Consider the following 24,045-nt stretch of genomic DNA (forward strand, 5'->3'; position numbering starts at 1 on the left):
GCCAGGCCCGCCCGCCCGTACCCGATGTTGTGGAGTCACCCCGCCATGCAGGCAGAACCGAGGAAATCACTGGTGGGGGAGGAGTACGAGGTCGAGATCGGCCCCGTCGCCCACGGCGGCCACTGCATCGCCCGTACGTCGGAGGGGCAGGTCCTCTTCGTCCGGCACGCCCTGCCCGGCGAGCGGGTCGTCGCCCGTGTCACCGAGGGCGAGGAGGGCGCCCGGTTCCTGCGCGCCGACGCGGTGACGGTGCTGGAGGCGTCCAAGGACCGCATCGACGCGCCCTGCCCGTTCGCCGGCCCCGGCCGCTGCGGTGGCTGCGACTGGCAGCACGCCAAGCCGGGCGCGCAGCGGCGGCTCAAGGGTGAGGTGGTCGCCGAGCAGCTCCAGCGGCTGGCCGGGCTGACGCCCGAGGAGGCCGGCTGGGACGGCACGGTGATGCCCGCCGAGGGCGACAAGGTGCCCGCGGGCCAGGTCCCGTCCTGGCGCACGCGCGTGCAGTACGCGGTGACGGCGGACGGCCGCGCGGGTCTGCGCCGGCACCGCTCGCACGAGGTGGAGCCGATCGACCACTGCATGATCGCCGCGGAGGGCGTCAGCGAGCTGGGCATCGAGAAGCGCGACTGGACCGGAATGGACTCGGTCGAGGCGATCGCCGCGACCGGCTCCCAGGACCGCCAGGTGGTGCTGACGCCGAAGCCCGGCGCCCGCCTCCCGCTGGTCGAACTGGACCGCCCCGTCTCGGTGTTGCGCATCGACGAGCGCAACGGCCAGGTGCACCGGGTGCACGGCCGCCCGTTCGTCCGCGAGCGCGCCGACGGCCGCACCTACCGGGTCGGCAACGGCGGCTTCTGGCAGGTCCACCCGAAGGCCGCCGACACCCTCGTCACCGCGGTCATGCAGGGCCTGCTGCCGCGCAAGGGCGACATGGCGCTCGACCTGTACTGCGGCGTGGGCCTGTTCGCGGGCGCGCTGGCCGACCGGGTCGGCGAGCAGGGCGCGGTGCTCGGCATCGAGTCCGGCAAGCGCGCGGTGGAGGACGCCCGGCACAACCTGGCGGACTTCCCGCGGGTGCGGATCGAACAGGGCAAGGTCGAGTCGGTGCTGCCGCGCACCGGCATCACCGAGGTCGACCTGGTCGTCCTCGACCCGCCCCGCGCGGGCGCCGGCCGCAGGACGGTCGAGCACCTCTCCTCCCTGGGCGCCCGCCGCATCGCCTACGTCGCCTGCGACCCGGCCGCCCTGGCCCGCGACCTCGCGTACTTCCGGGACGGCGGCTACAAGGTGCGGACGCTGCGGGTGTTCGACCTGTTCCCGATGACGCATCATGTGGAGTGCGTGGCGATTTTGGAGCCTGCTGCAAAGGGCGTCTGACCTGCTGTTCCTCTGCTTTCCCGATGTGCGGGCGGGGCATGCCACGTGTCTCACCTGCCGCCGGCCGACAACTGACGTCCAAGGTCCCGCCCGGCGTTCGCGGTGCCGCACCGGCCGCGGCGCGGTTGCCGGCGCGTGGTTGAGCGACATCCGTTCCACGGGCGCCTGCGCGGTCACCCCGCCGGGCCGACCACGTCGCGGGCCTCGCCGTCGACGATGAGGAAGGCGGCGACGGCTGCGCTGATCAAGCTGCTGAACCGGGTTCTCACGAGTGGCGCAGTGATTGCCGCAGTGCCTCCTTGGACAGTTTGCCCGTCCCCGTCGTGGGGATGGCGTCGAGGATGATGAACTCGTCCGGCAGCCACCATGAGGCGACCTGGCGCGATACGTGCGCGCGGAGCTGCTCCACGCTTGTGGTCGTGCCCGCGCGCAGGACGACGAAGGCGACCGGGCGTTCGCCCCATCGTGGATCGTCCCGTGCGACGACGGCGACCTGTTCGATGTGCGGGTGCGTGGCGATGGCCGCCTCCAGCTCGACCGAGGAGATCCACTCACCACCGGACTTGATCAGGTCCTTGATTCGGTCGACGAGTCGTACGTAGCCGTGTTCGTCGATCGTTGCCAGGTCGCCGGTGCGCAACCTGCCGTCCACGGTGAAGTTGTCGGCGCCCTCGCCTCCGAAGTAGCCGCCCGCCACCCAGGGGCCCGCGACCTGGAGCTCGCCGACGGCCTTCCCGTCATGGGGCATCTGCTCACCGGTCTCGACGCCGACGATGCGCAGACTCACCAAGGGGATCGGCTGTCCCTGCGCACCCCTGACGGCGTCGAGCTTCTCGTCGTCGAGGCCGTCGTGCTGGCTGCGGAGCCCTCCGACGGCTCCGACCGGACTGACCTCCGTCATCCCCCAGGAGTGCGTCAGCGGGACTCCGACCGCGTCCTGGTATGCCGCGGAGAGCTCCGGGGTGACCATCGATCCGCCGCCGAGGAGGAGGCGGAGCGCTCTCAGGTTCCGATTCGCGAGCCCCGGGAGCAGGTCGGTCCAGACGGTGGGTACAGCAGCTGCCAGCGTGACCTGGTGGCGCTCCATCAGTTCGGCCAGGTGCTCGCGCCCGGCTGAGGGGCCCGGCAGTACGAGGTCGGCGCCCGCCATCAGCGCGCCGTACGGAAGTCCCCACGCATTCGCGTGGAACATGGGGACGATCGGCAGGACCACGTCGCGCTCGTTGACACCGATGAGTCCGGCCGCCAAGGTCCCGAGACAGTGCAGCACGGTCGACCGGTGACTGTAGAGGACACCTTTCGGTCGCCCGGTCGTCCCCGACGTGTAGCACAGGCCGGCCGCCAGGTTCTCCTCCGCGCTGCTGAAGGTGGCCTCGAAGGAACCCTTGTACGGCTCGGCGCCGGCCACCAGGTCGTCGTAGTCGTGGAAGCGGGGATCCGATGGCAGCTCGCCGTCGGTGCCGTCGGGGAATACGACCCAATGCCGGACGCCCGCCAGCCGGTCGAGGCACTTCTGGATCAGTGGCAGATGCCGCCGGTCGAGGAACACGACGTCGTCACCGGCGTGTTCGATGATGTAGGCGAGGTGGTCCGCCGAGAGCCGGATGTTGAGGGTGTGGAGGACTCGCTTGCTGATCGGTGCCGCGGCATAGACCTCCAGGTGTCGGCGATGGTTCGCCGCCAACGTCGCCACGCGTGCTCCGGGTGGAACGTCCAATGCGGTGAGCGCGGTGACCAGGCGGCGTACCCGGTGTGCCCATGAGCGGTAGTCGAGTTCGTCCCCGTCGGCGTCGATGACGCGCTTGTGCGCGAACAATGTCTCAGCCCGCTCGAAGAGGTGTGCGATCGTCAGTGGCCTCGGCTGCATGAGCCCGTCCATGTGCGCCTGCTCCTCGCATTCGGTTCAGGGCGCAGGGCGACCCGCCCCGCGGGCCCTCGCGTCGTGGCAGGTGCCCCGTTCGAGTGCCGACCCCGTGGTCTGCATCACCGTAAGAGCTGAGATCCTCGCGCTGGGAGGTGAACATCGACCACAAGTGCACTCGTCACGGTGGACGAATAATCTACTGCCCCGCACGACAGCCACGGGCCCCGTCCTGCATCGACGGCCGGCCACCGACGTACGACGCAGGGGCCATGAACGATCGGGAAGACGCGAACATCCGCCCGGGCCGCGAGCGCGAGCTCGCATCGCTGTACGCGACAGCGAGATCCCTGACCGCCCTGGGCGATGTCGACGATGTACTGGATTCCATCGTCCGGCACGCGCACGACCTGATCGGCACTGACTTCACCTACCTGTCGCTGCTTGACGACGCCGGCGTGCTGAGGATCACGGCCAGTGAGGGCACCATCTCGGCCGGGTTCCGGTCCGCTCACATCACGCCGGGGACGGGGCTCGGCGGCAAGGTACTCGAGTCTCGTGCCGCCCACTGGGTCGGCGACTACCGCACGGCCGGAGAGCTGCAGCACGACCCCGCCTTTGACGCTGTGGTCGGCAAGGAGGGGCTGGTCGCGCTGCTCGGAGTCCCCCTTCTCGTGAGGGACGAGGTGATCGGGGCGCTCTTCGCCGCCGACCGCAGCGAACGCCGGTTCCGGGCCGACGAGATCGCCCTCCTCAGCGCGTTCGCCGACCATGCGGCGATCGCCCTCGACAACGCGCGGCTCTACGAGGAGAGCCGCGGCGCGCTCGCCGAGCTGCGGTCGGCCTACCGGACCATCGAGGAACAGATGGTGGTGATGGAGCGAACCCAGTCGGTGCACGAGGCGCTGACCGGGGCCGTCCTCGCAGGCGGCGGACCACAGGTGGTGGCCTCCGAGCTCGCCGAGCGGATGGGGGGCGAGGTCGTCATTCTCGACCGCAATGGCAGGCTCCTCGCCCGCGGCGGTGCCGGTGAACCCTCGGACGAAGAGCCGGAGGGCGGGATGCGCGCCGAGGTGATCAAGCGGGCGCGCAGCACGGGACGTGCGGCCACCACGACGGGCGCGGACGGCCGTCGGCACAGCGCCGCGACCATCCGAGCCGGGGACAGTCTCCTGGGCACGGTGGTCTGGAGCCAGTACCAGGAGCCTTCCGCCATGGACGTTCGGAGCCTCGAACTCGCAACGCACGTCGTCGGACTGCTGATGCTCAAGGACAACGCCGCCGCCGACGCGGCCGACCGGCTCAGCGGTGAGCTGCTCACCGAGCTGATCGTCGCCAGTCCCCACGTGAGCGGGACGCAGCGGACGCGGGCCCGTTCACGCGGCATCGACCTCGATGCTCTCGACGTGGTGGTCACCGCCGAGGCCGACGGCGGCTCGGCCGGCGAGCTTGTTCGCCACTTGCATGTGATCGCCCGGCAGGAGGCCGGGCTGGCGGGCGAGCACCTGGGTCATGCCACGCTCATTGCTGCCGCTGCGGACGCCGAGGGTTTCGCCCGCACCGTCCAGCAGCGGCTCCGTACGGAGCTCGGCCGGCCCGTCGTGGCCATCTGCGAACGCGTCACCGGCCACGACTGGGCGCGGGCTTTCTCGCGCGCCACGCGCTGTATGGCGGTCGCCCGGCACCTCGGGTGGACGGACCTCGGTGCGGCGACGGACCGATTCGCCCTGTACGCGCTTGTATTCGACGTCGACCGCAAGGATGAGCTCGACCGTTTCCTCACCGACGCGATCGGCCCCCTCCTCGCCTACGACGCCGGCCGGTCGACCGAGCTGGTCGCCACGTTGAGCGCCTACTTCAGTAACGACGGTCATCTGCGCCGCACTGCGGATGCCCTTCAGGTGCACCTGAACACCCTTCTCAAGCGGCTCGAACGGATCTCCGCCGTCCTGGGCCACGACTGGCGGGCCACTGACGACCTGTCTCTGCGGCTCGCGGTCCGTCTGGAGGGGCTCCGGAACGCAGTGCAGCCCTGACGTGTGGGGCAGGACCGGAACAACGGTGGTTCTTTGTTCCACCCGGGGGCCGACAACTATGGACGATCCGAACCTCATGAGGTCATGCACAGCTCCCTACAGTGACGGCGACCACATCAGGCAGTGCGGAGAGCCGCCTGAACCAAGGGAGACCTCGTGAGAGTCGCACACGGAGTACACGCAGTGACGTATCGCGGCATCCGGCATCAAGCCTCTGGAGCCCGGTCGTGAATCAGCAGCAGCCCGTAGAGACCGACACCGATCGCATCCATGCGGTTGCCAGCCGAAAGGCCGCATTCCACCTGCTGCCGATCCTGTGCCTGGCCTACTTCATGGCGTTTGTGGACCGTACGAACGTCGGCCTGGCCAAGACCTCGCTCGAGGCCGACGTGGGGATCAGCGTCGCGGCGTACGGCACCGGCGCAGGCATCTTCTTCCTGAGCTACGCGTTTCTCGAGGTGCCCAGCAACCTGATCATGCATCGTGTCGGGCCGCGACGGTGGATCACCCGCATCGCCGTGACCTGGGGTGCGCTCTGCGCCTGCATGATGTTCGTGCAGGGTGAGCTTTCCTTCTACATCGTCCGGTTCCTCCTCGGAGCGGCCGAGGCCGGCCTGTACCCGGCCCTCATGTACATCGTCACCATCTGGTTCTCGCAGCAGCAGCGGGTGACGGTGGTGGGGATCCTCTACCTTGCCGTCTGCGCCGGCCTCGCCCTGGGCGGTCCGCTCGGCGGTGCGCTCATGGAACTGAACGGCGCAGCCGGGCTGTTCGGCTGGCAATGGATGTTCCTCATCGAGGGCGCCATCACGATGGTGGTCGGGGGCGTCGTATGGCGCTGGGTGCCCGACAGGCCGTCGGACGCGCCGTGGCTCTCCGCGCAGGAGGCCGCGGTGCTGAACGAGCGCGCTGTCGTGCACACGGCCCCGGCACACGCCACCTTGAAGGGCAACGCCAAGGTGGCGTTCGGCCGGCCGTTCATCCTCGTACTCGCGCTGATCTACTTCGCCAACCAGATCAACAGCGTGTCGATCCAGTACAATTTCCCGTCGATCGTCGAAAGCCTCGGTGTCGAGGGATCCTTCGTCATCGGTGTGGTGAGCGGCAGCGCCGGAATCGGCGCGCTGGTCGGCGTCCTCGTCATCCCCTGGCTCCACCGGCGGGCTTCAGGTGAACTCCACGTCCTCACCGGCGTCACCGTCACCACGGTACTGGTGGCGGTGGCCTACACCCTCGCGGACGGTCCGGTCGCCCGCATCCTGCTGATCGACGTCGCGATGATGCTGCTGATCGGGGTCCTGCCCCTGTACTGGTCGGTCGCCATGGCACGGATGTCCGGGCTGATGGCCGCGGCCGGGCTCGCGTTCATCAACACGGTCGGACTGCTCGGCGGGTTCACCGGCCCCTATCTGTACGGCTTCGCCGAAGGCCGGGGCAGCGAGGCGGGCGGGTATGCCGTGCTGATCGGAGGGGCAGTTCTCGGCGTGCTGCTCCTTCCGCTGCTCCGGCGCACGGTGAGCAAGGAAGACAGCAAGTCGCAGCCCAGCACCCCGCTGGCGGAGCCCAGTGTTCAGATGGAGGGGAAACCGTGATGCTGACAAGACGAGTCGGCGCCGTGCTGCTCGGCATGGTGCTGGCAGCCGCATCGATGAGCACAGCGTTGGCACACGGCGGAGCATCCGTCGTACGGCAGACCGATCTGGGGAAGGTCCGGGGCATCGACCAGAGCCGGTCGACCGGAACCTACTCCTGGCTGGGCATTCCCTACGCTGAGCCCCCCGTGGGGCCGCTGCGCTGGAAAGCCCCGGTCCCTCATCAGCCGTGGCGGGGCGTGCGTGAGGCCGACACATCCGGCAACGGCTGCATCCAGCAGGGCCGCATGTTCAGCCCGGCCCCGTCCGGCCCTCACTACGGACTGGACGTCCGCGACGGCCTCGGCAAACCTGTCGGCTCCGAGGACTGCCTCACGCTCAACGTATTCCGCCCCTCGCACGCGAAGAAGAACCTGCCGGTCATCGTGTTCATCCACGGGGGAAGCAACGTGGTCGGCTACTCGGCGGACCCGATGTACGACGGGCGCGCCCTGGCACGCCGGACCGATGCGGTCGTGGTCACCGTCAACTACCGGCTCGGCGCCTTCGGATGGCTCGACCTGCCCGGACTGAAGACAGGCAACCCGGTCAACGACTCCGGAAACTTCGGAACGCTGGATCAGATCGAAGCCCTTCGCTTCGTCAACCGCAACGCCCCTGCCTTCGGCGGCGACCCCTCGAACGTGACGGTGATGGGCGAGTCCGCCGGTGCCGTCAACGTGTGGGCCCTCATGGTCTCTCCCCTCAGCGAGGGGCTGCTCGACAAGGCGATCCCGCTCAGCGGCGGCCTTCTGTTCACCACCCCGCAAAAGGCGCGCGCCTACGCCGACGGCCTCGTCGACGAAGCAGCCGCCACGGGCGAAGACCCGGACGACACTGTGCGCCGACTGCGATCGATGCCGGCCGACGACATCATCCGCGCGCAAGTCCGCCAAGGCTCCAAGGTCGGCGACCCACCCGCGGTCATCGCGGACGGCACGGTTCTGCCCACGGATCACCACGCCGCCATCAGGGCGGGCAAGTTCCGTAATGTCCCCATCCTGGCCGGCAACACCCTGGAGGAGGGCAAGCTCTTCGGATCGACGATCGGCGCTTTCCGGCCCACCGACTACCAGCGCTTCACCTCGCAGTACTCTTTCGACCCCGACAAGCCCTCTCCGTTCACGGTGCGCGACTTCATCGCTGACGCGTACCTTCCCGTCGACGGGCCCGGAGGCTGGAACGAGGCGGCGGACGGTCTGACCGACCTCATCTTCACCGGCATCGCCCACGACTCCCTGAACTCGGTACAGGCGGCCGGCAACAAGAACGTGTACTACTACCAGTTCGGATGGAACCAGGAACCGGCACCGTTCGACCAGGTGTACGGCGCGGCGCACGCCATGGATCTGCCGTTCGTGTTCCACACGTTCGACGAAGGGCTGTTCACCTTCGCGTTCAGCACCAAGAACGAACCGGGGCGACTGCAGTTGTCCAGACTGATGATCGACAGCATCCGGACCTTCGTACGCACCGGCACCCCGCAGCATTCGGGCCTGGGCACTCGATGGCAGCAGTGGCCGCGCAGTGTCCTCTTCGACGCAGGGGACCGGAGTGCAACGGTCCAGCCTGGTTCACCAGGTAGCTAGCAAGCCCCGCGCCGCCCGGTCGTCCACTCCCTTCTCATCGGACACGGCCTCAAGCCTGACGTGGGGGGAGGGTCAAGCCGCACCCGGCCACGACGTCGACGTGCCCAGTCCCGGCAGCCGCGCGGTGATCGGCGGCGCGATGCCACACACGCCCGGACCGCCGGCGAGGCCCAGGCGGTCCGCGCGGCCTCCGGACCACCACGTCGAGGAGGACTGAGCCGCGCTACCGGCGTGAGCCTTCCGACATGGTGCGACACAGGGGTGTCGCTCGCCTGATCGGGGGCACGTTGCGTTCGTCGTGGACCGGTGCCGGCGGCTCGCCCTTTGACCCACCCCCGGCGCCCCGCACGGCACGGCACGCGCGTGGCCGAGCCACGGTCCGGCATGAGAAAGAGGGTGTCGCGTGGAGCGTTCAGGGCTGCCGGGAGACGGCGTCGACGCGCAGGTGTTCACCTCCGACCCGGAGGTCGGCGCGCACCTCGCCCGCGTCGACCGGGCGGCCACACCGCTCGGCCCGCCGCGCGAGTGGCCGCAGAGTCTGCAGACGGCCGTCAGCATCCTGCTCTCCTCCCGGTTCCCCATGTGGATGGCGTGGGGCGAGGAGCTGACCTTCTTCTGCAACGACGCCTACCGGCGCGACACCCTCGGCCGTAAGTACCCGTGGGCGCTGGGACGGCCCGCCGGCGAGGTGTGGGCGGAGATCTGGGGCGACATCGGCCCCCGTATCGACGCCGTGCTCACCACGGGCCGCGCCACCTGGGACGAGGGGCTGCTCCTCTTCCTGGAGCGGTCCGGTTACACCGAGGAGACCTACCACACCTTCTCCTACAGCCCGCTGCGCGACGACAACGGCGACGTCGTCGGCATGCTGTGCGTCGTCAGCGAGGACACCGAGCGGGTGATCGGCGGGCGGCGCATGGCCACCCTGCGCGACCTCGGCTCCGACCCCAGCGTGATCCGCACCGAGCAGGAGGTGCTGGCCTTCGCCGACCGGCAGCTCTCCCGCAACCCGCGGGACCTGCCCTTCACCCTCACCTACCTCTTCGACGGCGACGACGCCCGCCTCGCCGGCGCGACCGGCGTCACCCCCGGAACCCCCTTCGCACCCTCCGTACTTCCTCTATCCAGCTGCGAAGGCGTGTGGCCCGTCGCCGCGCTCGCCGACGGGGAGGCGCGGCTCGTCCCGCTGACCGGCGCCCCCTTCGACGGCCCGTCCGGCGGCGGCCGGCCCGAGCCGCCCGTCGAGGCGCTCGTGGTCCCTCTCCTCCAGCAGGGCAGCGCCCCGTACGGCTTCCTCGTCGCCGGGCTGAACCGCTACCGCGACCTCGACGAGCGCTACCGGGGGTTCGTCGAGCTGGCCGCCGGGCACATCGCCTCCGGCATCGGCAGCGCCCGCAGCTACGAGGCCCAGCAGCGGCGCGCCGAGGAACTGGCCGAGCTGGACCGTGCCAAGACCACCTTCTTCTCCAACATCAGCCACGAGCTGCGCACCCCGCTCACCCTGATCATGGGCCCGGTCGAGGAGCTGCGCACCCGTCTCGCCGACGCGGGCGAGGACGTACGGACCGAGCTCGACGCCATCCACCGCAACGGGCTGCGGCTCGGCAAACTCGTCAACACCCTGCTGGACTTCTCCCGTATCGAGGCCGGCCGGATGCAGGCCCGCTACGAGCCGGTCGAACTGGGCGCGGTGACGGCGGAGTTGGCGAGCGTCTTCCGCTCGGCCGTGGAACGGGCCGGACTCACCTTCGAGGTGGACTGCCCCGCCCTGGACGAACCGGTCCACGTGGACCGCACCATGTGGGAGAAGGTGATCCTCAACCTCCTCAGCAACGCGCTGAAGTTCACCTTCGAGGGAACGGTCCGCGTGACCGTGCGCCGCTCCGGTCCGCACGCCGTCGTCACCGTCGCCGACACCGGGACCGGCGTGCCGGAGGCGGAGATGCCCCGCCTGTTCGAGCGCTTCCACCGCATCGAGAACGCCCGCTCCCGGTCCAACGAAGGCAGCGGCATCGGACTGGCGCTGGTGCGCGAACTCGTCGCGCTGCACGCGGCACCATCGACGCCGAGAGCGCCGAGGGCCAGGGCACCGCCTTCACCGTCCGCGTGCCGTTCGGCACCGCGCACCTGCCCGAGGGCTCCGTGGTGTCGGAACCGGCCGGCACCAGGGCCTCCGCCACCGCCGACCCGTACGTCCACGAGGCCCTCCGCCGGCTCCCGGTGAGCGCGGAGGGCGTGGCGGGCGGAGGCGGCCCGGAGGGGAGGGAGGCCGGGCCGCTCGGCTCGGACGCCGGTCCCACCCGCAGCGCGCGCGTCCTGGTCGCCGACGACAACGCCGACATGCGCGAGTACCTCACCCGCATCCTGACCGCCGGGGGCTACGAGGTCACCGCCGTCACCGACGGCGTCGAGGCCCTCGACGCCGCCCGCCGCCGCACCCCCGACCTCGTCGTCAGCGACGTGATGATGCCCCGGCTGGACGGGCTCGAGCTGGTGAGCAGGCTGCGTGGCGACTCCCGTACCGCCTCCGTGCCGGTGCTGCTGCTGTCGGCCAGGGCCGGGCAGGAGGCGTCGATCGAGGGGCTGCGGGCCGGCGCCGACGACTACCTGGTGAAGCCGTTCGCCGCCGCCGAACTCCTCGCCCGGGTCCGCGCCAACGTCGAGCTGGCCCGGCTGCGCGGCCACCATCTGCGCTGGCGGACCGCGCTCGTCGACTCGCTCCAGGAGGCGTTCTTCGTCTGCGACGAGTCCGGCGCCGTCGTGGAGATCAACGCCGCCTTCACCGACATACTCGGCTACGGCACCGAGGACCTGCCGTACGCCCCGGTCCACCCCTGGTGGCCGGACGCGGACGCCGATCCGGGCGCGCACGAGCAGGTCGGCGACGCCTTCGCCGGTCTGCTGGAGAACGCGCGGGGCTCGTACACCGTGCCGGTCACCCGCCGCGACGGCCGCCGCCTGTGGATCGCGGTCACCTACAACAAGGCCGAGGACCCGGACACCGGACGCCGCGTCACCGTCGGCACCTTCCGCGACGTCACCGCCCAGCACTACGCCGTCCAGCGCGAGACGGCGCTCGCCGCGCTCAGCACCTCCCTGTCCCGCGCGTCCAGCATGCCCGAGGCGCTGTCCGGCGCCCTCGACCAGCTGCGGTCGCTGTGGCACGCGGACGTCGTGCTGGCCGCCGTCTTCGACGGCGACGACACCCCGGCGCTCACCGCGACCGACCCGGACCTGTGCTGGGCGGACCTGCCGGAGGGACGCCGGGAACGGCTCGACGCGCTGCGCGGCCGACCCCCGCTCACCGTGGTCACGGAGCACAGCGGCGCGGGCGTCCTGCTGGAACACCCGCAGGGCCCGCTGACCCTGTGGGTCGACCTGGGCGGGGACCGGCCGTTCACCTCCGAGGACCAGCTGCTGCTGTCGCTGCTGTCCGGGCATCTCGCGCAGGGCCTGGTGCGGGCGCACCAGATCGACCAGCAGCGCGAGGCCGCGATCGCCCTCCAGCGCGCCATCCTCGGCCCCGCCCGGCTCCCCGACGGCTTCGCCGTACGCTACGAACCCGCCTCGCGGCCGCTGGAGGTGGGCGGCGACTGGTACGACACCGTCACCCTGCCCGACGGGCGCATAGGCATCGTCGTCGGCGACTGCGTAGGACACGGCCTGGAGGCGGCCAGCGTCATGGGGCAGCTGCGCAGCGCCTGCCGCGCCCTGCTGCTCCAGGACCCCAGCCCCGGCCGCACGCTGGCGGCGCTCGACCAGTTCGCGGCCGGCGTGACGGGCGCGCTGTGCACGACCGTGTTCTGCGGTGTGCTCGACCCCGCCTCCGGGGAACTCACCTACTCCAGCGCCGGGCACCCGCCCGGCATCCTCGTCCACCGCGACGGCACCGTACGGCTGCTGGAGGAGGGCCGTGCCCTGCCCCTCGCCGTACGGCCGGGCCGTACGCGCCCCGAGGCCATGTGCTCCCTGTCCGCCCGGGCCACGCTGCTGCTCTACACCGACGGTCTCGTCGAACGCCGGCGGCTGCCGCTCAGCACCGGCATCGAGCGGGCGGGAGACGCCGTGCAGGAGGGCCGCGACATGCCCGTCGAGGAGCTCGCCGGCGCGGTGATGGCGCGGCTCGCGCCGGACGGCGGTCATGACGACGACGTGGCGCTGCTGCTGTACCGCCACCCCGCCCCGCTGGACATCACCTTCCCGGCCGAGTCCTCCCAACTCGCGCCCGTGCGACGGGCGTTGCGGAGCTGGCTCGCCCAGTGCGAACTGCCGCCGAACGCGGTGCAGAACGTCCTCGTCGCCGCCGGCGAGGCGTGCGCCAACGCCATCGAGCACGGCCACCGGAACGCGCCGGGGGACGACGTACGGCTGCGTGCCGTGGCGCTGGTGGACACTGTGCGCGTGACGGTGGCCGACAGCGGACGGTGGAAGGACCCGCGGCCCGCGGCGAACGCGCACCGCGGCCGGGGCATGTCCCTGATGCGGGCGATGATGCAGCAGGTCACCGTCTCTCCCGGCCCCTCGGGAACCACCGTCGACATGCAGATGAGGATCGCCTGATGACAACCCCGCTCACGCTCGCGCCCGGACGGGGTCCCGACGGCGCCGAACGTCTCGCCGTCTGCGGCGAGATCGACATGAGCAACGCCGGTCGTCTCGCCGAGGCCCTGGACGGCCGCCCCGGCCCCCTCGTCGTCGACCTCACGGAGGTGGAGTACCTCGACAGCGCGGGGCTGAGCGTGCTGTTCGCCCACGCCGAGAGACTCGTACTCGTCGTCCCGCCGCTGCTCGAGCCGGTGCTCACGGTGTCGGGCCTCGCCGGTCTCGCCACGGTCCGCCGCGCCGGCGACCGGGACGCGCCGCAGGGTTGACCGGCCAGGACCGGGGAAACCGCAAGATGCCCGCCCGCTCCGGACACGCGTCCACTCCGGACACCCGCCCGCTCCGGACACCCGTCCACTCCGGACACGCACCCTCTCCGGACTTCCGTAAGCCGGCGACGCCCGCCGCCGCACTCCGTACCGGAGCCCGACCGCCCGAGAAAGATGCCCCAGGTGAGTGACGCCCTCGACACGACCGTCCGGTACACCGGCAAGCACACAGCCGTGGTCGCCGTCACCGGAGATGTCGATCTGCACACCGCGCCCCTGCTGCGGGCGGAGGCCCTGACCGCGCTCACGCAGGGCGCCCGGCACCTGGTCCTGGACATGGGCGGGGTGGACTTCGTCGACTCCACCGGCCTCAGCACCCTCATCGTCCTGCTGCACACCGCGCAGGAGGCGCGCGGCTCGCTGCGGGTCGCGAGCGTGCCCGAGCGGCTGGTGCGCATGGTGACCGTGACCGGGATCGCCGAGCTGCTGCCTGTGCACGAGACGGTGGCGGAGGCGCTGGCGGCGGTGGACGCCGGGGACGCGCGGGAGCCCGGGGAGTCGGGCGACGCCGGGGACGGCGAGTCCGGCGGGACCGGTCCGTCCCGATGACCCGCCCGTCACCGGCGGACGTTCCCGCCCGCCCCGCTCCCGTTCGTTGCGCCACATTCCGTCATGGGAGGCGCCGTCCGGGGCAGCCGGGACGCCAGGACACACGGTCCGGCGGCGAACACGGACCGGTGGCGGGGGGAGGCGGCGCCGGGCCGGCGTACGCGGCGGCGGAGGGGACGAGATGAGACCTGAGCGGGAACCGCGGACAGGGGAGGGGACACGCCCGTCACCGGCGGTACGGGCCCCCGACGACGACCTGTCGGTACTGTTCGGCATGTCCACCGCGCTGTTCGCCTCCATGGCGGGCCCTGCCCATGTGCTGGAGGCCGCGAACCCTGCGTTCTTCACCGCCATCGGGGGCGGACAACGGGAACGCACCGGGGTGCCGCTCGGCGATCTGATGCCCGAACTGGAGGCCCAGGGCTTCCTCCGGCTGCTCGACCAGGTCTACCGGACGGGGGAGCGGCACGTCGGCCGGGACACCCGCGTCGTCATCGGCGTCGGCCGCCGGGCCCGTGAGGCGTACTTCGACTTCACCTACGAGGCCCGCCGCGACACCGGCGGCAACGTCGTCGGCGTCCGCCTGATCGGTGTCGAGACCACCCAGGCCAAGCACGCCCGGCGGCTGGCCGCCGAGCAGCGCGCCCTCCTGGAGCAGATCGCCCGTCAGGCCCCGCTGCCCGAGGTGCTGGAGGGCATGTGCCGGGTCATCGAGGAGCTGTCTCCCGACGTCATCGTCTCGGTGCTGCTCGCCGACGAGGAGGGCCGGCGTCTGCACCACGGCGCCGCGCCCAGCCTGCCCGCCTTCTACAACCAGGCCATCGACGGCATCGCCACCGGCGAGGGCGTCGGCTCCTGCGGCACGGCCGCGCACCGGCGCCGGAAGGTGATCGTCACCGACATCGCCACCGACCCGCTGTGGAACGACTACCGTGAGCTGGCCGCCCGGGCGGGCCTGGCCGCGTGCTGGTCCACCCCGATCCTCGGGCGGGACGGGCGGGTGCTGGGCACGTTCGCGATGTACCACCGCACACCGCGCGCCCCGCAGGACGCCGACCTCGCGCTGGCCGCCATGTTCGTCGACACCGCCGCGCTCGCCGTCGAACGGCACCACGCCGAGCGGGACAGACGCACGGCCGACGCCCGGGAGAAGGCGGCCCGCGACGACCTCTCCTACCTGCTGACCGTCAGCACGGCGCTGTCAGGACCGCTGGACGAGGGGCAGACGCTCCGCCGCCTGGCCGAGCTGTCCGTCCCGGCGCTGGCGCCGCTCGCCGCCGTGGACGTCCTGGAGGCCGGGCGGGTGCGCCGGGTGGCGGCCGCCGCGACGACCGGGCGCGCCCGTGAACTGCTCGCGTCCCCCCATGCCGTCCGGGAGACCTTCCGGGAGACCGAGGACGACGCCGTCGCGCGGGTCCTGGCCACCGGCCTCACCGAGGTCGCCCGCCGCACCCCGGCAGGCCCCGGACTGTGGAAGGAGCTCGGCGTCACCGGATACCTCTGCGTGCCGCTCATGGACCGGGAGCAGCCCTTCGGCGTGCTGAGCCTCTACGCGACGGACGACGCGGCGCTCGACGGCCACCGGATCGCGCTGGCGGAGGAGGTGGCCCGCCGCGCCGCCTCGGCCGCGCACAACGCGCGCCAGTACGCGCAGCGCGCCGCCCTCGCCCGCGACCTCCAGACCGGTCTGCTGCTGCCGGACCTGCCCGACGTCCCCGGCGCGCAGGTGGCGGCCTTCTACCACCCGGCCGGCCAAGGGCTCGACATCGGCGGCGACTTCTACGACGTCTTCCCCCGCGGTGACGGCAGCTGGTCCTTCGTCCTCGGGGACGTCTGCGGACGCGGCGCGAAGGCCGCCACCACGACGGCGCTGGTCCGGCACACGGCCCGCGCCGTCGCCCCGCTCCTCGACGACCCGGTCGCCGTCGTCAAGGCCGTCGACCGAGCGCTGAACGACCGCAACTCCCAGCAGAACAACGGCTTCGTGACGCTCGTCTACGGCCATCTCACGCCGGCCGAGGACGGCCTCGCCGTCGAACTGGTCCGGGCGGGCCACACCCTGCCCCTCCTGCTCGACTCCGGTCACACGGTGACCCCGGTCGAGGCCCACGGCGGCCTGATCGGCATCGGCGTCCCGCCCCGCCTCGACGCGGTCCGCTTCACGCTGCGCCCCACGGAGAGCCTGGTGCTGTACACCGACGGCATCACGGAGTGCCGGACCGCGGGCACGGAACGGTACGGGGACGCCCGCCTGGCCAAGATCCTGGCCTCCACACCGGCCCACCCCACCGCGGCGGAGATCGTCCGGAAGCTGACGGAGGACATCCGGGCGTTCACGAACGGGCGGACGGTCGACGACGACCAGGCGGCGTTGGTGGTGACCGCGGAAGGGGTGTGACCCCGGCCGGCGGGCGATGGGGTCAGACGTGCTCGCCGAGAAGCCGGTGCAGTCCGGGCGCGGCGCGGTTGAGCGCCACGATGTCCTCGAAGGTCCGGTCGTCCGGTGCCCAGGAGCCGATGACGGCCGGGACCGCCTCCCGCCGTACCCGCGCGGCCTCGGGATCGGCGAGTGTGAGGGCCCGGCGGAGCTGCCGGGCGTCCAGGTCGGTGCAGTAGGCCGGGGTCCCCGCCTGAATGCGCCACGCGTCGTCGGCCGTGCCCGCGTCGACCGGATCGAACCCGGTGTCGTCGACGAGCTCCATGAACAGCTTCCTGGCGGCCGGATCGGTGCCGGCCACGGGCACGGCGAGGCGTCCCGCGGCGCCCGCGGGCCTGCCCTTGGCCGCGAGGGTCGTCTGTACGAGGGCGTTCCACGCGCGGACGACCGGACGCCCGAGCCGCTCCTCGATCCACAGGCCCTGGCGCCGGCCACCCTCGATCTAGCGCGCACTCGACGATGGCCGATTTTCGTGGGTCCCGGGGCGGACTTCGCCATCGCGGGGCGGCCCGGCCGTGGGGGTGTGTCCGACGCGACGAAACTTTCGTTGCCGGTGCAGGTGCTTGCGAGTCGATCGCTTGGTCATGCATGCACCCGTGTGAGGGTGTGCGGCCGCCATGCCGGGTGACCTGCGCCAATGAATCGCTCCAACCCCGAAGTGTGAAGACGAAGTTTCCGAAAGCTTGCCGAAACTGTTGACACGCCCATGTCGCCCTACGAACACTGTGGCCACCGCACGACAGCCAACCCCCGTGCTCCGGGCGTCACTTGGGCCACGGAGGTCGGCCCTGCAAGGCAGCGGGTGGCACCAGCCGCCCGGCCCCCCACCAGCCTTCATCGGGAGGACGCATGAACCAGGACGGCAAGCGGTACGAGTCCGAGCAGAACCCGCCCCCCTTCATGGGCCTGAGCCGGCGCGGTTTCCTCGTCGGCACCGGTGCGACCGCCGCCGCGGCCGTCGCCGGGTCCGGGCTGCTGCTGCCCGGCACCGCGCACGCCGCCACCACCATCACCACCAACCAGACCGGGTACGACGGCATGTACTACTCGTTCTGGACCGACGGCGGCGGCTCCGTCTCCATGACGCTCAACGGCGGCGGCAGCTACAGCACGCGGTGGACCAACTGCGGCAACTTCGTGGCCGGCAAGGGCTGGGCCAACGGCGGGCGCCGGACCGTCCGGTACAACGGCTGGTTCAACCCGTCGGGCAACGGCTACGGCTGCCTCTACGGCTGGACCTCCAACCCGCTCGTCGAGTACTACATCGTCGACAACTGGGGCAGCTACCGGCCCACGGGTGAGTTCCGGGGCACCGTCTACAGCGACGGGGGAACGTACGACATCTACAAGACGACCCGGTACAACGCCCCCTCCGTCGAGGGCACCCGCACCTTCGACCAGTACTGGAGCGTCCGCCAGCAGAAGGTGACCAGCGGCTCCGGCACCATCACCACCGGGAACCACTTCGACGCCTGGGCGCGCGCCGGGATGAACCTCGGTGACTTCCGGTACTACATGATCCTGGCGACCGAGGGCTACCAGAGCAGCGGCAGCTCCACCATCACCGTCTCCGGCTGACCCGGGACGCCACGCCCTCCCCGGCCGGCGGTCTCACCCTGCGAACCGCCGGTTGGGGAGCACCACATGGGCCGCCATCATGTGGGCCATGCACAGGCCGCCGCCCCGTCTCCGCGTCCCCGAGTGGTTCACGGCCGACGGGTCGACGCTGAACGTCGCCCTCGTGTACCCGATGCGGGGGCCCGCCGGAATCCTCGGCCCCACCTGCGAATCCTGCGCGCGGCTCGCCGCCGAGGAGGTCAACCGGGCCGGCGGTGTGCTCGGCAGGGAGCTGCGGCTGCTGGAGGTCGACGGCGGCGCCGAGCCACGGCAGGTCGCCGACGAGGTCGAGGCCCTCGTCGCCACCGGCGCCGTGCACGGTGTCACCGGCTGGCACATCTCCTCCGTACGGCAGGCCGTCGCCCCGCGCATCGCGCACCGCGTGCCGTACGTCTACACCGCCCTGTACGAGGGCGGCGAGCGCACCGACGGCGTCTACCTCACGAGCGAGACGCCCTCCTGGCAGCTGCTGCCCGCGATGCGGCTGCTCGCCGAGGAGCGAGGTGTGCGCCGCTGGTTCGTCGTCGGCAACGACTACGTGTGGCCCCGGCGCACCGCCCGGGCCGCCCGGCGCTACGCCCGTGAGAGCCGGGGACGCGTCTGCGGCGAGGCGTATCTCCCGCTCGGCGCCCACGAGTTCGCGGCGCTGCTGCGGCGCATCGAGCGCGCCGACGCCGACGGGGTGATCGTGCTCCTCGTGGGCAGCGACGCCGTCCGCTTCAACCGCGCGTTCGCCGCCGCCGGACTCGACCGGCGCTGTCTGCGGCTGTCGACGCTGATGGACGAGAACATGCTCCTCGCCGGCGGGCCCGAGGCCTCCGTCGACCTCTTCAGCACGGCCGGATACTTCGCCTCGCTCGCCGACCGCAACACCCTCGACTTCCACGGCAGTTACGCCGCCCGCTTCGGCGTCGACGCGCCCGTGCCCGGCAGCCTCGGCGAGTCCTGCTACGAAGGCGTGCTGCTGCTCGCCGCGCTCGTCGAACGGGCCCGCACCCTCGACGTGTCCGCCATCGGCGCGACCGCCGCCGACGTCCGCTACGAGGGCCCGCGCGGACTGCTCGGCCTCGACGGACGGCATGTCCGCCAGCGCGTCTACCTCGCCCAGGCGGACGGGCTGGATTTCAACGTCCTCGCTCAGCTGCGCGCCCCGCACGAGCTGTTGTGACCCCGTCCGGCGTCTCCTCCCACGCGTCACCGAGCCGGGCCAGCAGCCTCCGCAGGACGTCCTCGTCCTCCGGGGTCAGGGGCCCCGCCTCCGTCCACCGCGCCCGCACCGCGCCCGACACCTGCTGCCAGCGCTCCAGCCCCCGCGGGGTGAGCTGCGCCAGGACGCGGCGCCGGTCCCTCGGGTCGACACGGCGGAACACCAGGTTCTGGTCGACGAGCTGGTCGACCAGTTTCGTCAGCGTCGGCGCCGGCAGGAACGCGTGGCCGGCGACGGCCGTCATGGTGTGCCCGGTGCCGTCGGACAGCAGGTCGAGCACCCGCCACGCCTCCACGGAACAGCCGAACTCGTCCAGCACGGACCGGATCCGCTCCACCGAGAGACGCTCGGCCCGTGTCAGCAGATGAAGCAGTTCCTCGGGCCGCCGGGGCCGCCTCGCCATCGCACTCCTCAGCATGCGTTCAGAGGGTACGTCCCCGCCCTGGGGACGCGTCGAGCGTACCCGCCAACGTCACCCGCGTTACAGCGCATTGACGCGAACTGATCCTTTCCCGCGGAAGCAATAAAGGCGCGCCCGAATGCCGTTGGATACGGTTCGTCAATTGCGCGGAAACACCGGGGAAACAGTTCCGCCCCAGGCTGTGGACGCACTTCGGCGACCGGCCCGGAGGGTCCCCCCGCTCCGTCCTCCCATCCCTCAATCGCCCTTCTGGGCAAGGAGGTTCCGCATGTCCGGCATCGGTATCAGCAGGCGTGGTCTTCTGACCGGCCTCTCCGTCCTCGGCACCTCCGCCGCTCTCGGCGCGTGCGGCGCCAAGACCGGCAGCGACACGTCCTCCGCCTCCGGCGCGAAAGCCGACACGTCCGGCGACACCGTGAAAGTGGGCCTGCTGAATTCACTGTCGGGCACCATGGCCATCAGTGAAGTCACCGTGCACAACGCGCTTCTTCTCGCCGTCAAGGAGATCAACGCCGCCGGCGGCGTCCTCGGCAAGAAGCTGAAGCCGGTCAGCCAGGACGGCGCCTCCGACTGGCCCACCTTCGCCGAGAAGGCGCAGACCCTGATCACCGACGACAAGGTGGCCGCCACCTTCGGCTGCTGGACCTCCGCCAGCCGCAAGGCCGTCAAGCCGGTCTTCGAGCGCAACAAGTCGCTGCTGTTCTACCCCGTGCAGTACGAGGGCCTGGAGCAGTCCCCGTACATCTTCTACGTCGGCGCCACCACCAACCAGCAGATCGTGCCCGCCCTCGACTACCTCAAGAAGCAGGGCCTCACCCGGCTGTACCTGGTCGGCAGCGACTACGTCTTCCCCCGCACCGCCAACAAGGAGATCCGCGCGTACGTGAAGGCCAACGGCATGGAGGTGGTCGGCGAGGACTACGCGCCCCTCGGCTCCACCGAGTTCGGCACCCTCGTCAACAAGGTGAAGGACGCCGGCGCGGACGCCGTGTTCAACACCCTCAACGGCGACAGCAACGTCGCCTTCTTCAAGGAGTACAAGTCTGCCGGGCTCACCGCGAAGAGCCTGCCGGTGCTGTCGGTGTCGATCGCCGAGGAGGAGGTCAAGAGCATCGGCACCCAGTATCTGGAGGGCCAGCTCACCGCCTGGAACTACTACCAGACCACCCCCGGCGCCGCGAACGACAGGTTCGTGAAGGCCTACCAGGCCGCCTACGGCAAGGACAAGCCGACCTCGGACCCGATGGAGGCCGCCTACGTCTCCGTGTACCTGTGGAAGGCGATGGTCGAGAAGGCCGGCTCCTTCGACGTGGCCGACGTGAAGGCCGCCGCGGACGGCATCACCTTCGACGCCCCCGAGGGCAAGGTCACCGTCGACGGCGCCACCCAGCACGTCCACAAGACGGCCCGCATCGGAAAGGTCGGCGCGGACGGCCTGATCACCGAGGTGTGGAACTCGGGCGCGCCGATCGAGCCGGACCCGTACCTCAAGGGCTACGACTGGGCCTCCGGCCTCTCCTGAGCCCCGCGCGCCCCCGCGCGCCCCCGCGCGCCCCGCCCGTCCCCGCCTGACTCCGTCCGTCCCCGATCCGGAGCCGCCTCATGACCGTCGTCCTCAACCAGTCCTTCACCGGCATCAGCATCGGTGCCGTGCTGCTGCTCATCGCCCTCGGACTCACCCTCACCTTCGGGCAGATGGGCGTCATCAACATGGCGCACGGTGAGTTCATCATGGCCGGCGCCTACACCACGTACGTGCTCCAGCAGGCGGTCAGCGGCGCGGGCGTCTCCCTGCTCGTCGCCCTGCCGCTCGCCTTCCTCGTCGCCGGGGCGATGGGCGCCCTCCTGGAGTGGCTGCTCATCCGGCGGCTCTACACCCGTCCGCTGGACACCCTGCTGGTCACCTGGGGCGTCTCCCTCATGCTCCAGCAGCTCGCGCGGGACGTCTTCGGCGCCCCCAACGTGCAGACCGCCGCCCCCGACCTGCTCACCGGGCACATCACCGTCGGCGGGGTCACCCTCGCCAACAACCGGCTGTTCATCCTCGGTCTCGCCCTGCTGTGCGTCCTCGCCCTCACACTGATCCTGCGGCTCACCCCGCTGGGCCGGCGCATCCGGGCCGTCGTCCAGAACCGCGACCTGGCCGAGGTGTCCGGCATCGCCACCGGACGCGTCGACCGCACCACCTTCTTCATCGGCTCGGGCCTGGCGGGCGTGGCCGGCGTAGCGCTCACCCTGGTCGGTCCGATCGGCCCGACGACGGGCACCAACTACATCGTCGACGCCTTCCTGGTCGTGGTCGTCGGCGGCATCGCCCAGCTCAAGGGCAGCGTCATCACGGCCTTCGCGCTCGGCGTGCTCCAGTCGGTCCTGGAGTACTCCACCACCGTCAGCGTCGCCAAGGTCGTCGTGCTCGTCGCGATCGTCGTGTTCCTCCAGTGGCGACCCCAGGGCCTGTACACACTGCGCACCCGGAGCCTCGCATGACCACAACGACCTCACCGGCCGGAACGACGGCCACGGAACCCCCCGTCACCGCGCCCCCGTTCCTGGAACGCTTCCGCGTCCCCGGCGCCTTCCTCCTCGGTGCGGTGCTCCTGCTCGGGATCGCCCCGCTCGTCCTCTCCGACTTCCGCCTCAACCTCCTGGCCAAGTACCTGTGTTACGCCGTCGTCGCCGTCGGCGTGAGCCTCGCCTGGGGCCGCGGCGGGCTGCTGGTCCTCGGCCAGGGCGTCTTCTTCGGGCTCGGCGGCTACGCCATGGCGATGCACCTCAAGCTGGCCGACGCCGCCGTCACCGGCCAGACCCTGCCCGACTTCATGCAGCTGTACGGCACCGGCGACGCCCTGCCCTGGTGGTGGAAGCCGTTCGCCGACCCCGCGTTCGCCCTCGCGGCGACCGTGCTGCTGCCGATGGCGGTGGCCGCGCTGCTCGGCTTCTTCGTGTTCCGCCGCCGGGTGAAGGGCGCGTACTTCGCGATCCTCAGCCAGGCGCTGGCCGCCGCGTTCGCCGTCTGGCTGGTCGGCCAGCAGGCCACCACGGGCGGCACCAACGGCCTCACCGACATCCAGGGCTTCTTCGGCTACGACCTCGACGACCCGGTCAACCAGCGGATGGTGTACCTCATCGTCGCCGGCGTGCTCCTGCTGCTGATGGCCGCCGCGCGCCAGCTTTTCGTCAGCCGGTACGGCGAACTCCTCGTCGCCGTACGGGACTCCGAGGAGCGCGTACGGTTCCTCGGCTACAACCCCGCCAACGTCAAGCTCGTCGCGTACGTCGTCGCGGCCGGCATGGCGGGACTGGCCGGCGCCCTGTTCGTGCCCGCCGTCGGCATCATCTCCCCGGCGCTGATCGGCATCGTGCCGTCCATCGGCTTCGTCATCGGGGCGGCCGTCGGCGGGCGGGCCAGCCTGCTGGGCGCGGTGCTCGGCGCGGTCGCCGTCGCCTGGACGCAGTCCACCCTGTCGGACGCCTACCCGGCCGCGTGGACGTACCTCCAGGGGCTGCTGTTCGTGGTGGCGGTCGGCTTCCTGCCCGGCGGACTCGCCTCGCTGGTGACCGTACTGCGGCGGAAACGGCGTACGACCCATGACCCCGTGACGGGAGGAGCGGCATGAGCGGCGAGGGACTGACCGTGCGCGGCCTGCGGGTGACGTTCGACGGGTTCACGGCCGTCGACGGAGTGGACCTGGACATCCGCCCCGGCGACCTGCGCTTCCTCATCGGACCCAACGGGGCCGGCAAGACCACCCTGGTCGACGCGGTCACCGGGCTGGTCAGGGCGAGCGGGTCCGTGCGCTTCGGCGGCGAGGAGCTGCTGGGGCGGCCCGTGCACCGCATCGCGCGGCTCGGGATCGGCCGTACGTTCCAGACCGCCACGGTCTTCGAGGAGCTCACCGTCCTGCAGAACCTGGACATCGCCGCCGGTGCCGGACGCGGCCCGCTGACCATGCTGCGACGACGCAAGGGCGTGCCCGAGGAGGTGCCCCGGGCGCTGGAGACCACCGGCCTCACCGCCCTGCGCGACCGCCCGGCGGGTGTGCTCGCGCACGGGCAGAAGCAGTGGCTGGAGATCGGCATGCTGCTGGTGAAGGACGTACGGCTGCTGCTGCTCGACGAGCCCGTCGCCGGCATGAGCCACGACGAACGCGAGGCGACCGGGCGGCTGTTGCGGCGGATCAGCGAGGACCGCACGGTCGTCGTCATCGAGCACGACATGGACTTCATGCGGTCCTTCGCGCACAGCGTCAGCGTCCTGCACGCCGGCAAGGTGCTGAGCGAGGGGTCGGTCACCGAGGTGCAGGCCGACGCCCGCGTCCAGGAGGTCTACCTGGGCCGCGCCTCCGAACCCGAGCCGGCTGCCGTTCCTGTCACCGAGGAGGCGTGAGATCC

At 71.3% G+C, this 24,045-nt stretch carries 18 protein-coding genes; 15 read left to right on the forward strand and 3 right to left on the reverse strand.

Translation table 11 applies throughout. The features are described 5' to 3' along the window. Positions 1–45: 45 nt before the first annotated feature. A complete protein-coding gene (locus tag ACQY0Z_RS23505; protein WP_254587589.1) occupies positions 46–1,374 on the forward strand; it encodes a class I SAM-dependent RNA methyltransferase in 1,329 nt (442 codons plus the stop codon). Between the two features lie 265 nt (positions 1,375–1,639). Here the strand turns inward: ACQY0Z_RS23505 and ACQY0Z_RS23510 are convergent, their stop codons facing one another. After that, positions 1,640–3,253, reverse strand: a complete 1,614-nt coding sequence (locus ACQY0Z_RS23510) for a long-chain-fatty-acid--CoA ligase (RefSeq protein ID WP_381730609.1) — start codon at positions 3,251–3,253, stop codon at positions 1,640–1,642. A gap of 254 nt (positions 3,254–3,507) precedes the next feature. Here ACQY0Z_RS23510 and ACQY0Z_RS23515 point away from each other — a divergent pair, with 254 nt between their 5' ends. The 8 genes from ACQY0Z_RS23515 (at position 3,508) to ACQY0Z_RS23550 (ending at position 16,369) form a co-directional block, all read left to right on the forward strand. After that, positions 3,508–5,271 carry a helix-turn-helix domain-containing protein gene (locus tag ACQY0Z_RS23515; protein WP_189902322.1) on the forward strand — a complete coding sequence of 588 codons (1,764 nt, stop codon included), beginning with the start codon at positions 3,508–3,510 and terminating at the stop codon, positions 5,269–5,271. Positions 5,272–5,498: 227 nt separating this feature from the next. Beyond that, positions 5,499–6,863, forward strand: a complete 1,365-nt coding sequence (locus ACQY0Z_RS23520; RefSeq protein WP_254587587.1) for an MFS transporter — start codon at positions 5,499–5,501, stop codon at positions 6,861–6,863. Continuing rightward, positions 6,863–8,491, forward strand: a complete 1,629-nt coding sequence (locus ACQY0Z_RS23525; protein ID WP_439813376.1) for a carboxylesterase/lipase family protein — start codon at positions 6,863–6,865, stop codon at positions 8,489–8,491. The genes ACQY0Z_RS23520 and ACQY0Z_RS23525 overlap by 1 nt, the downstream gene beginning before the upstream one ends. Before the next feature lie 403 nt (positions 8,492–8,894). Further along, the gene (locus ACQY0Z_RS23530; protein ID WP_439812759.1) at positions 8,895–10,715 is read left to right on the forward strand and encodes a GAF domain-containing sensor histidine kinase; all 1,821 of its coding nucleotides are present in this window, start codon (positions 8,895–8,897) and stop codon (positions 10,713–10,715) included. Next, the gene (locus ACQY0Z_RS23535) at positions 10,598–13,051 is read left to right on the forward strand and encodes a SpoIIE family protein phosphatase (RefSeq protein ID WP_439812760.1); all 2,454 of its coding nucleotides are present in this window, start codon (positions 10,598–10,600) and stop codon (positions 13,049–13,051) included. The genes ACQY0Z_RS23530 and ACQY0Z_RS23535 overlap by 118 nt, the downstream gene beginning before the upstream one ends. Next, a complete protein-coding gene (locus ACQY0Z_RS23540) occupies positions 13,051–13,362 on the forward strand; it encodes an STAS domain-containing protein (RefSeq protein ID WP_254588330.1) in 312 nt (103 codons plus the stop codon). The genes ACQY0Z_RS23535 and ACQY0Z_RS23540 overlap by 1 nt, the downstream gene beginning before the upstream one ends. Before the next feature lie 174 nt (positions 13,363–13,536). Further along, on the forward strand, positions 13,537–13,971 hold the full coding sequence (locus tag ACQY0Z_RS23545; protein WP_439812761.1) for an STAS domain-containing protein: 435 nt from the start codon (positions 13,537–13,539) through the stop codon (positions 13,969–13,971). Between the two features lie 274 nt (positions 13,972–14,245). After that, positions 14,246–16,369, forward strand: coding sequence for a SpoIIE family protein phosphatase (locus tag ACQY0Z_RS23550; RefSeq protein ID WP_439812762.1), 2,124 nt, complete (start codon positions 14,246–14,248; stop codon positions 16,367–16,369). 22 nt (positions 16,370–16,391) lie between these two features. Here ACQY0Z_RS23550 and ACQY0Z_RS23555 read toward each other — a convergent pair whose 3' ends face one another. Further along, positions 16,392–16,715 (reverse strand): hypothetical protein, encoded by a 324-nt coding sequence (locus ACQY0Z_RS23555; protein ID WP_439812763.1) that lies wholly within the window; start codon positions 16,713–16,715, stop codon positions 16,392–16,394. Between the two features lie 542 nt (positions 16,716–17,257). Here ACQY0Z_RS23555 and ACQY0Z_RS23560 point away from each other — a divergent pair. Beyond that, positions 17,258–17,986 carry a glycoside hydrolase family 11 protein gene (locus ACQY0Z_RS23560; RefSeq protein WP_189902313.1) on the forward strand — a complete coding sequence of 243 codons (729 nt, stop codon included), beginning with the start codon at positions 17,258–17,260 and terminating at the stop codon, positions 17,984–17,986. An 88-nt stretch (positions 17,987–18,074) separates the two neighbouring features. Then, positions 18,075–19,193, forward strand: a complete 1,119-nt coding sequence (locus tag ACQY0Z_RS23565) for a substrate-binding domain-containing protein (protein WP_254588328.1) — start codon at positions 18,075–18,077, stop codon at positions 19,191–19,193. Here the strand turns inward: ACQY0Z_RS23565 and ACQY0Z_RS23570 are convergent. Continuing rightward, positions 19,150–19,635, reverse strand: coding sequence for a MarR family winged helix-turn-helix transcriptional regulator (locus tag ACQY0Z_RS23570; protein WP_189902309.1), 486 nt, complete (start codon positions 19,633–19,635; stop codon positions 19,150–19,152). The two genes, ACQY0Z_RS23565 and ACQY0Z_RS23570, sit on opposite strands and share 44 nt — an antisense overlap. Before the next feature lie 286 nt (positions 19,636–19,921). Between ACQY0Z_RS23570 and urtA the strand changes: the two genes are divergently transcribed. The 4 genes from urtA to urtD all read left to right on the forward strand — a co-directional run bounded on the left by urtA (position 19,922) and on the right by urtD (position 24,040). Further along, entirely contained in the window at positions 19,922–21,175 is a 1,254-nt protein-coding gene (urtA, locus tag ACQY0Z_RS23575; protein ID WP_189902307.1) for an urea ABC transporter substrate-binding protein, read from the forward strand. A gap of 80 nt (positions 21,176–21,255) precedes the next feature. Beyond that, positions 21,256–22,140: an urea ABC transporter permease subunit UrtB gene (gene urtB / locus ACQY0Z_RS23580; RefSeq protein WP_254586029.1), complete on the forward strand. Its 885-nt coding sequence runs from the start codon at positions 21,256–21,258 to the stop codon at positions 22,138–22,140. After that, positions 22,137–23,270 carry an urea ABC transporter permease subunit UrtC gene (urtC, locus tag ACQY0Z_RS23585; protein WP_254586030.1) on the forward strand — a complete coding sequence of 378 codons (1,134 nt, stop codon included), beginning with the start codon at positions 22,137–22,139 and terminating at the stop codon, positions 23,268–23,270. Before urtB ends, urtC begins: the two co-directional genes overlap by 4 nt. Continuing rightward, a complete protein-coding gene (gene urtD / locus ACQY0Z_RS23590; RefSeq protein WP_439812764.1) occupies positions 23,267–24,040 on the forward strand; it encodes an urea ABC transporter ATP-binding protein UrtD in 774 nt (257 codons plus the stop codon). Before urtC ends, urtD begins: the two co-directional genes overlap by 4 nt. The last annotated feature ends 5 nt before the right edge of the window (positions 24,041–24,045 follow it).

Source organism: Streptomyces sp. P9-2 (genome assembly GCF_051903975.1).
GTDB classification, from domain to species: domain Bacteria; phylum Actinomycetota; class Actinomycetes; order Streptomycetales; family Streptomycetaceae; genus Streptomyces; species Streptomyces cellulosae.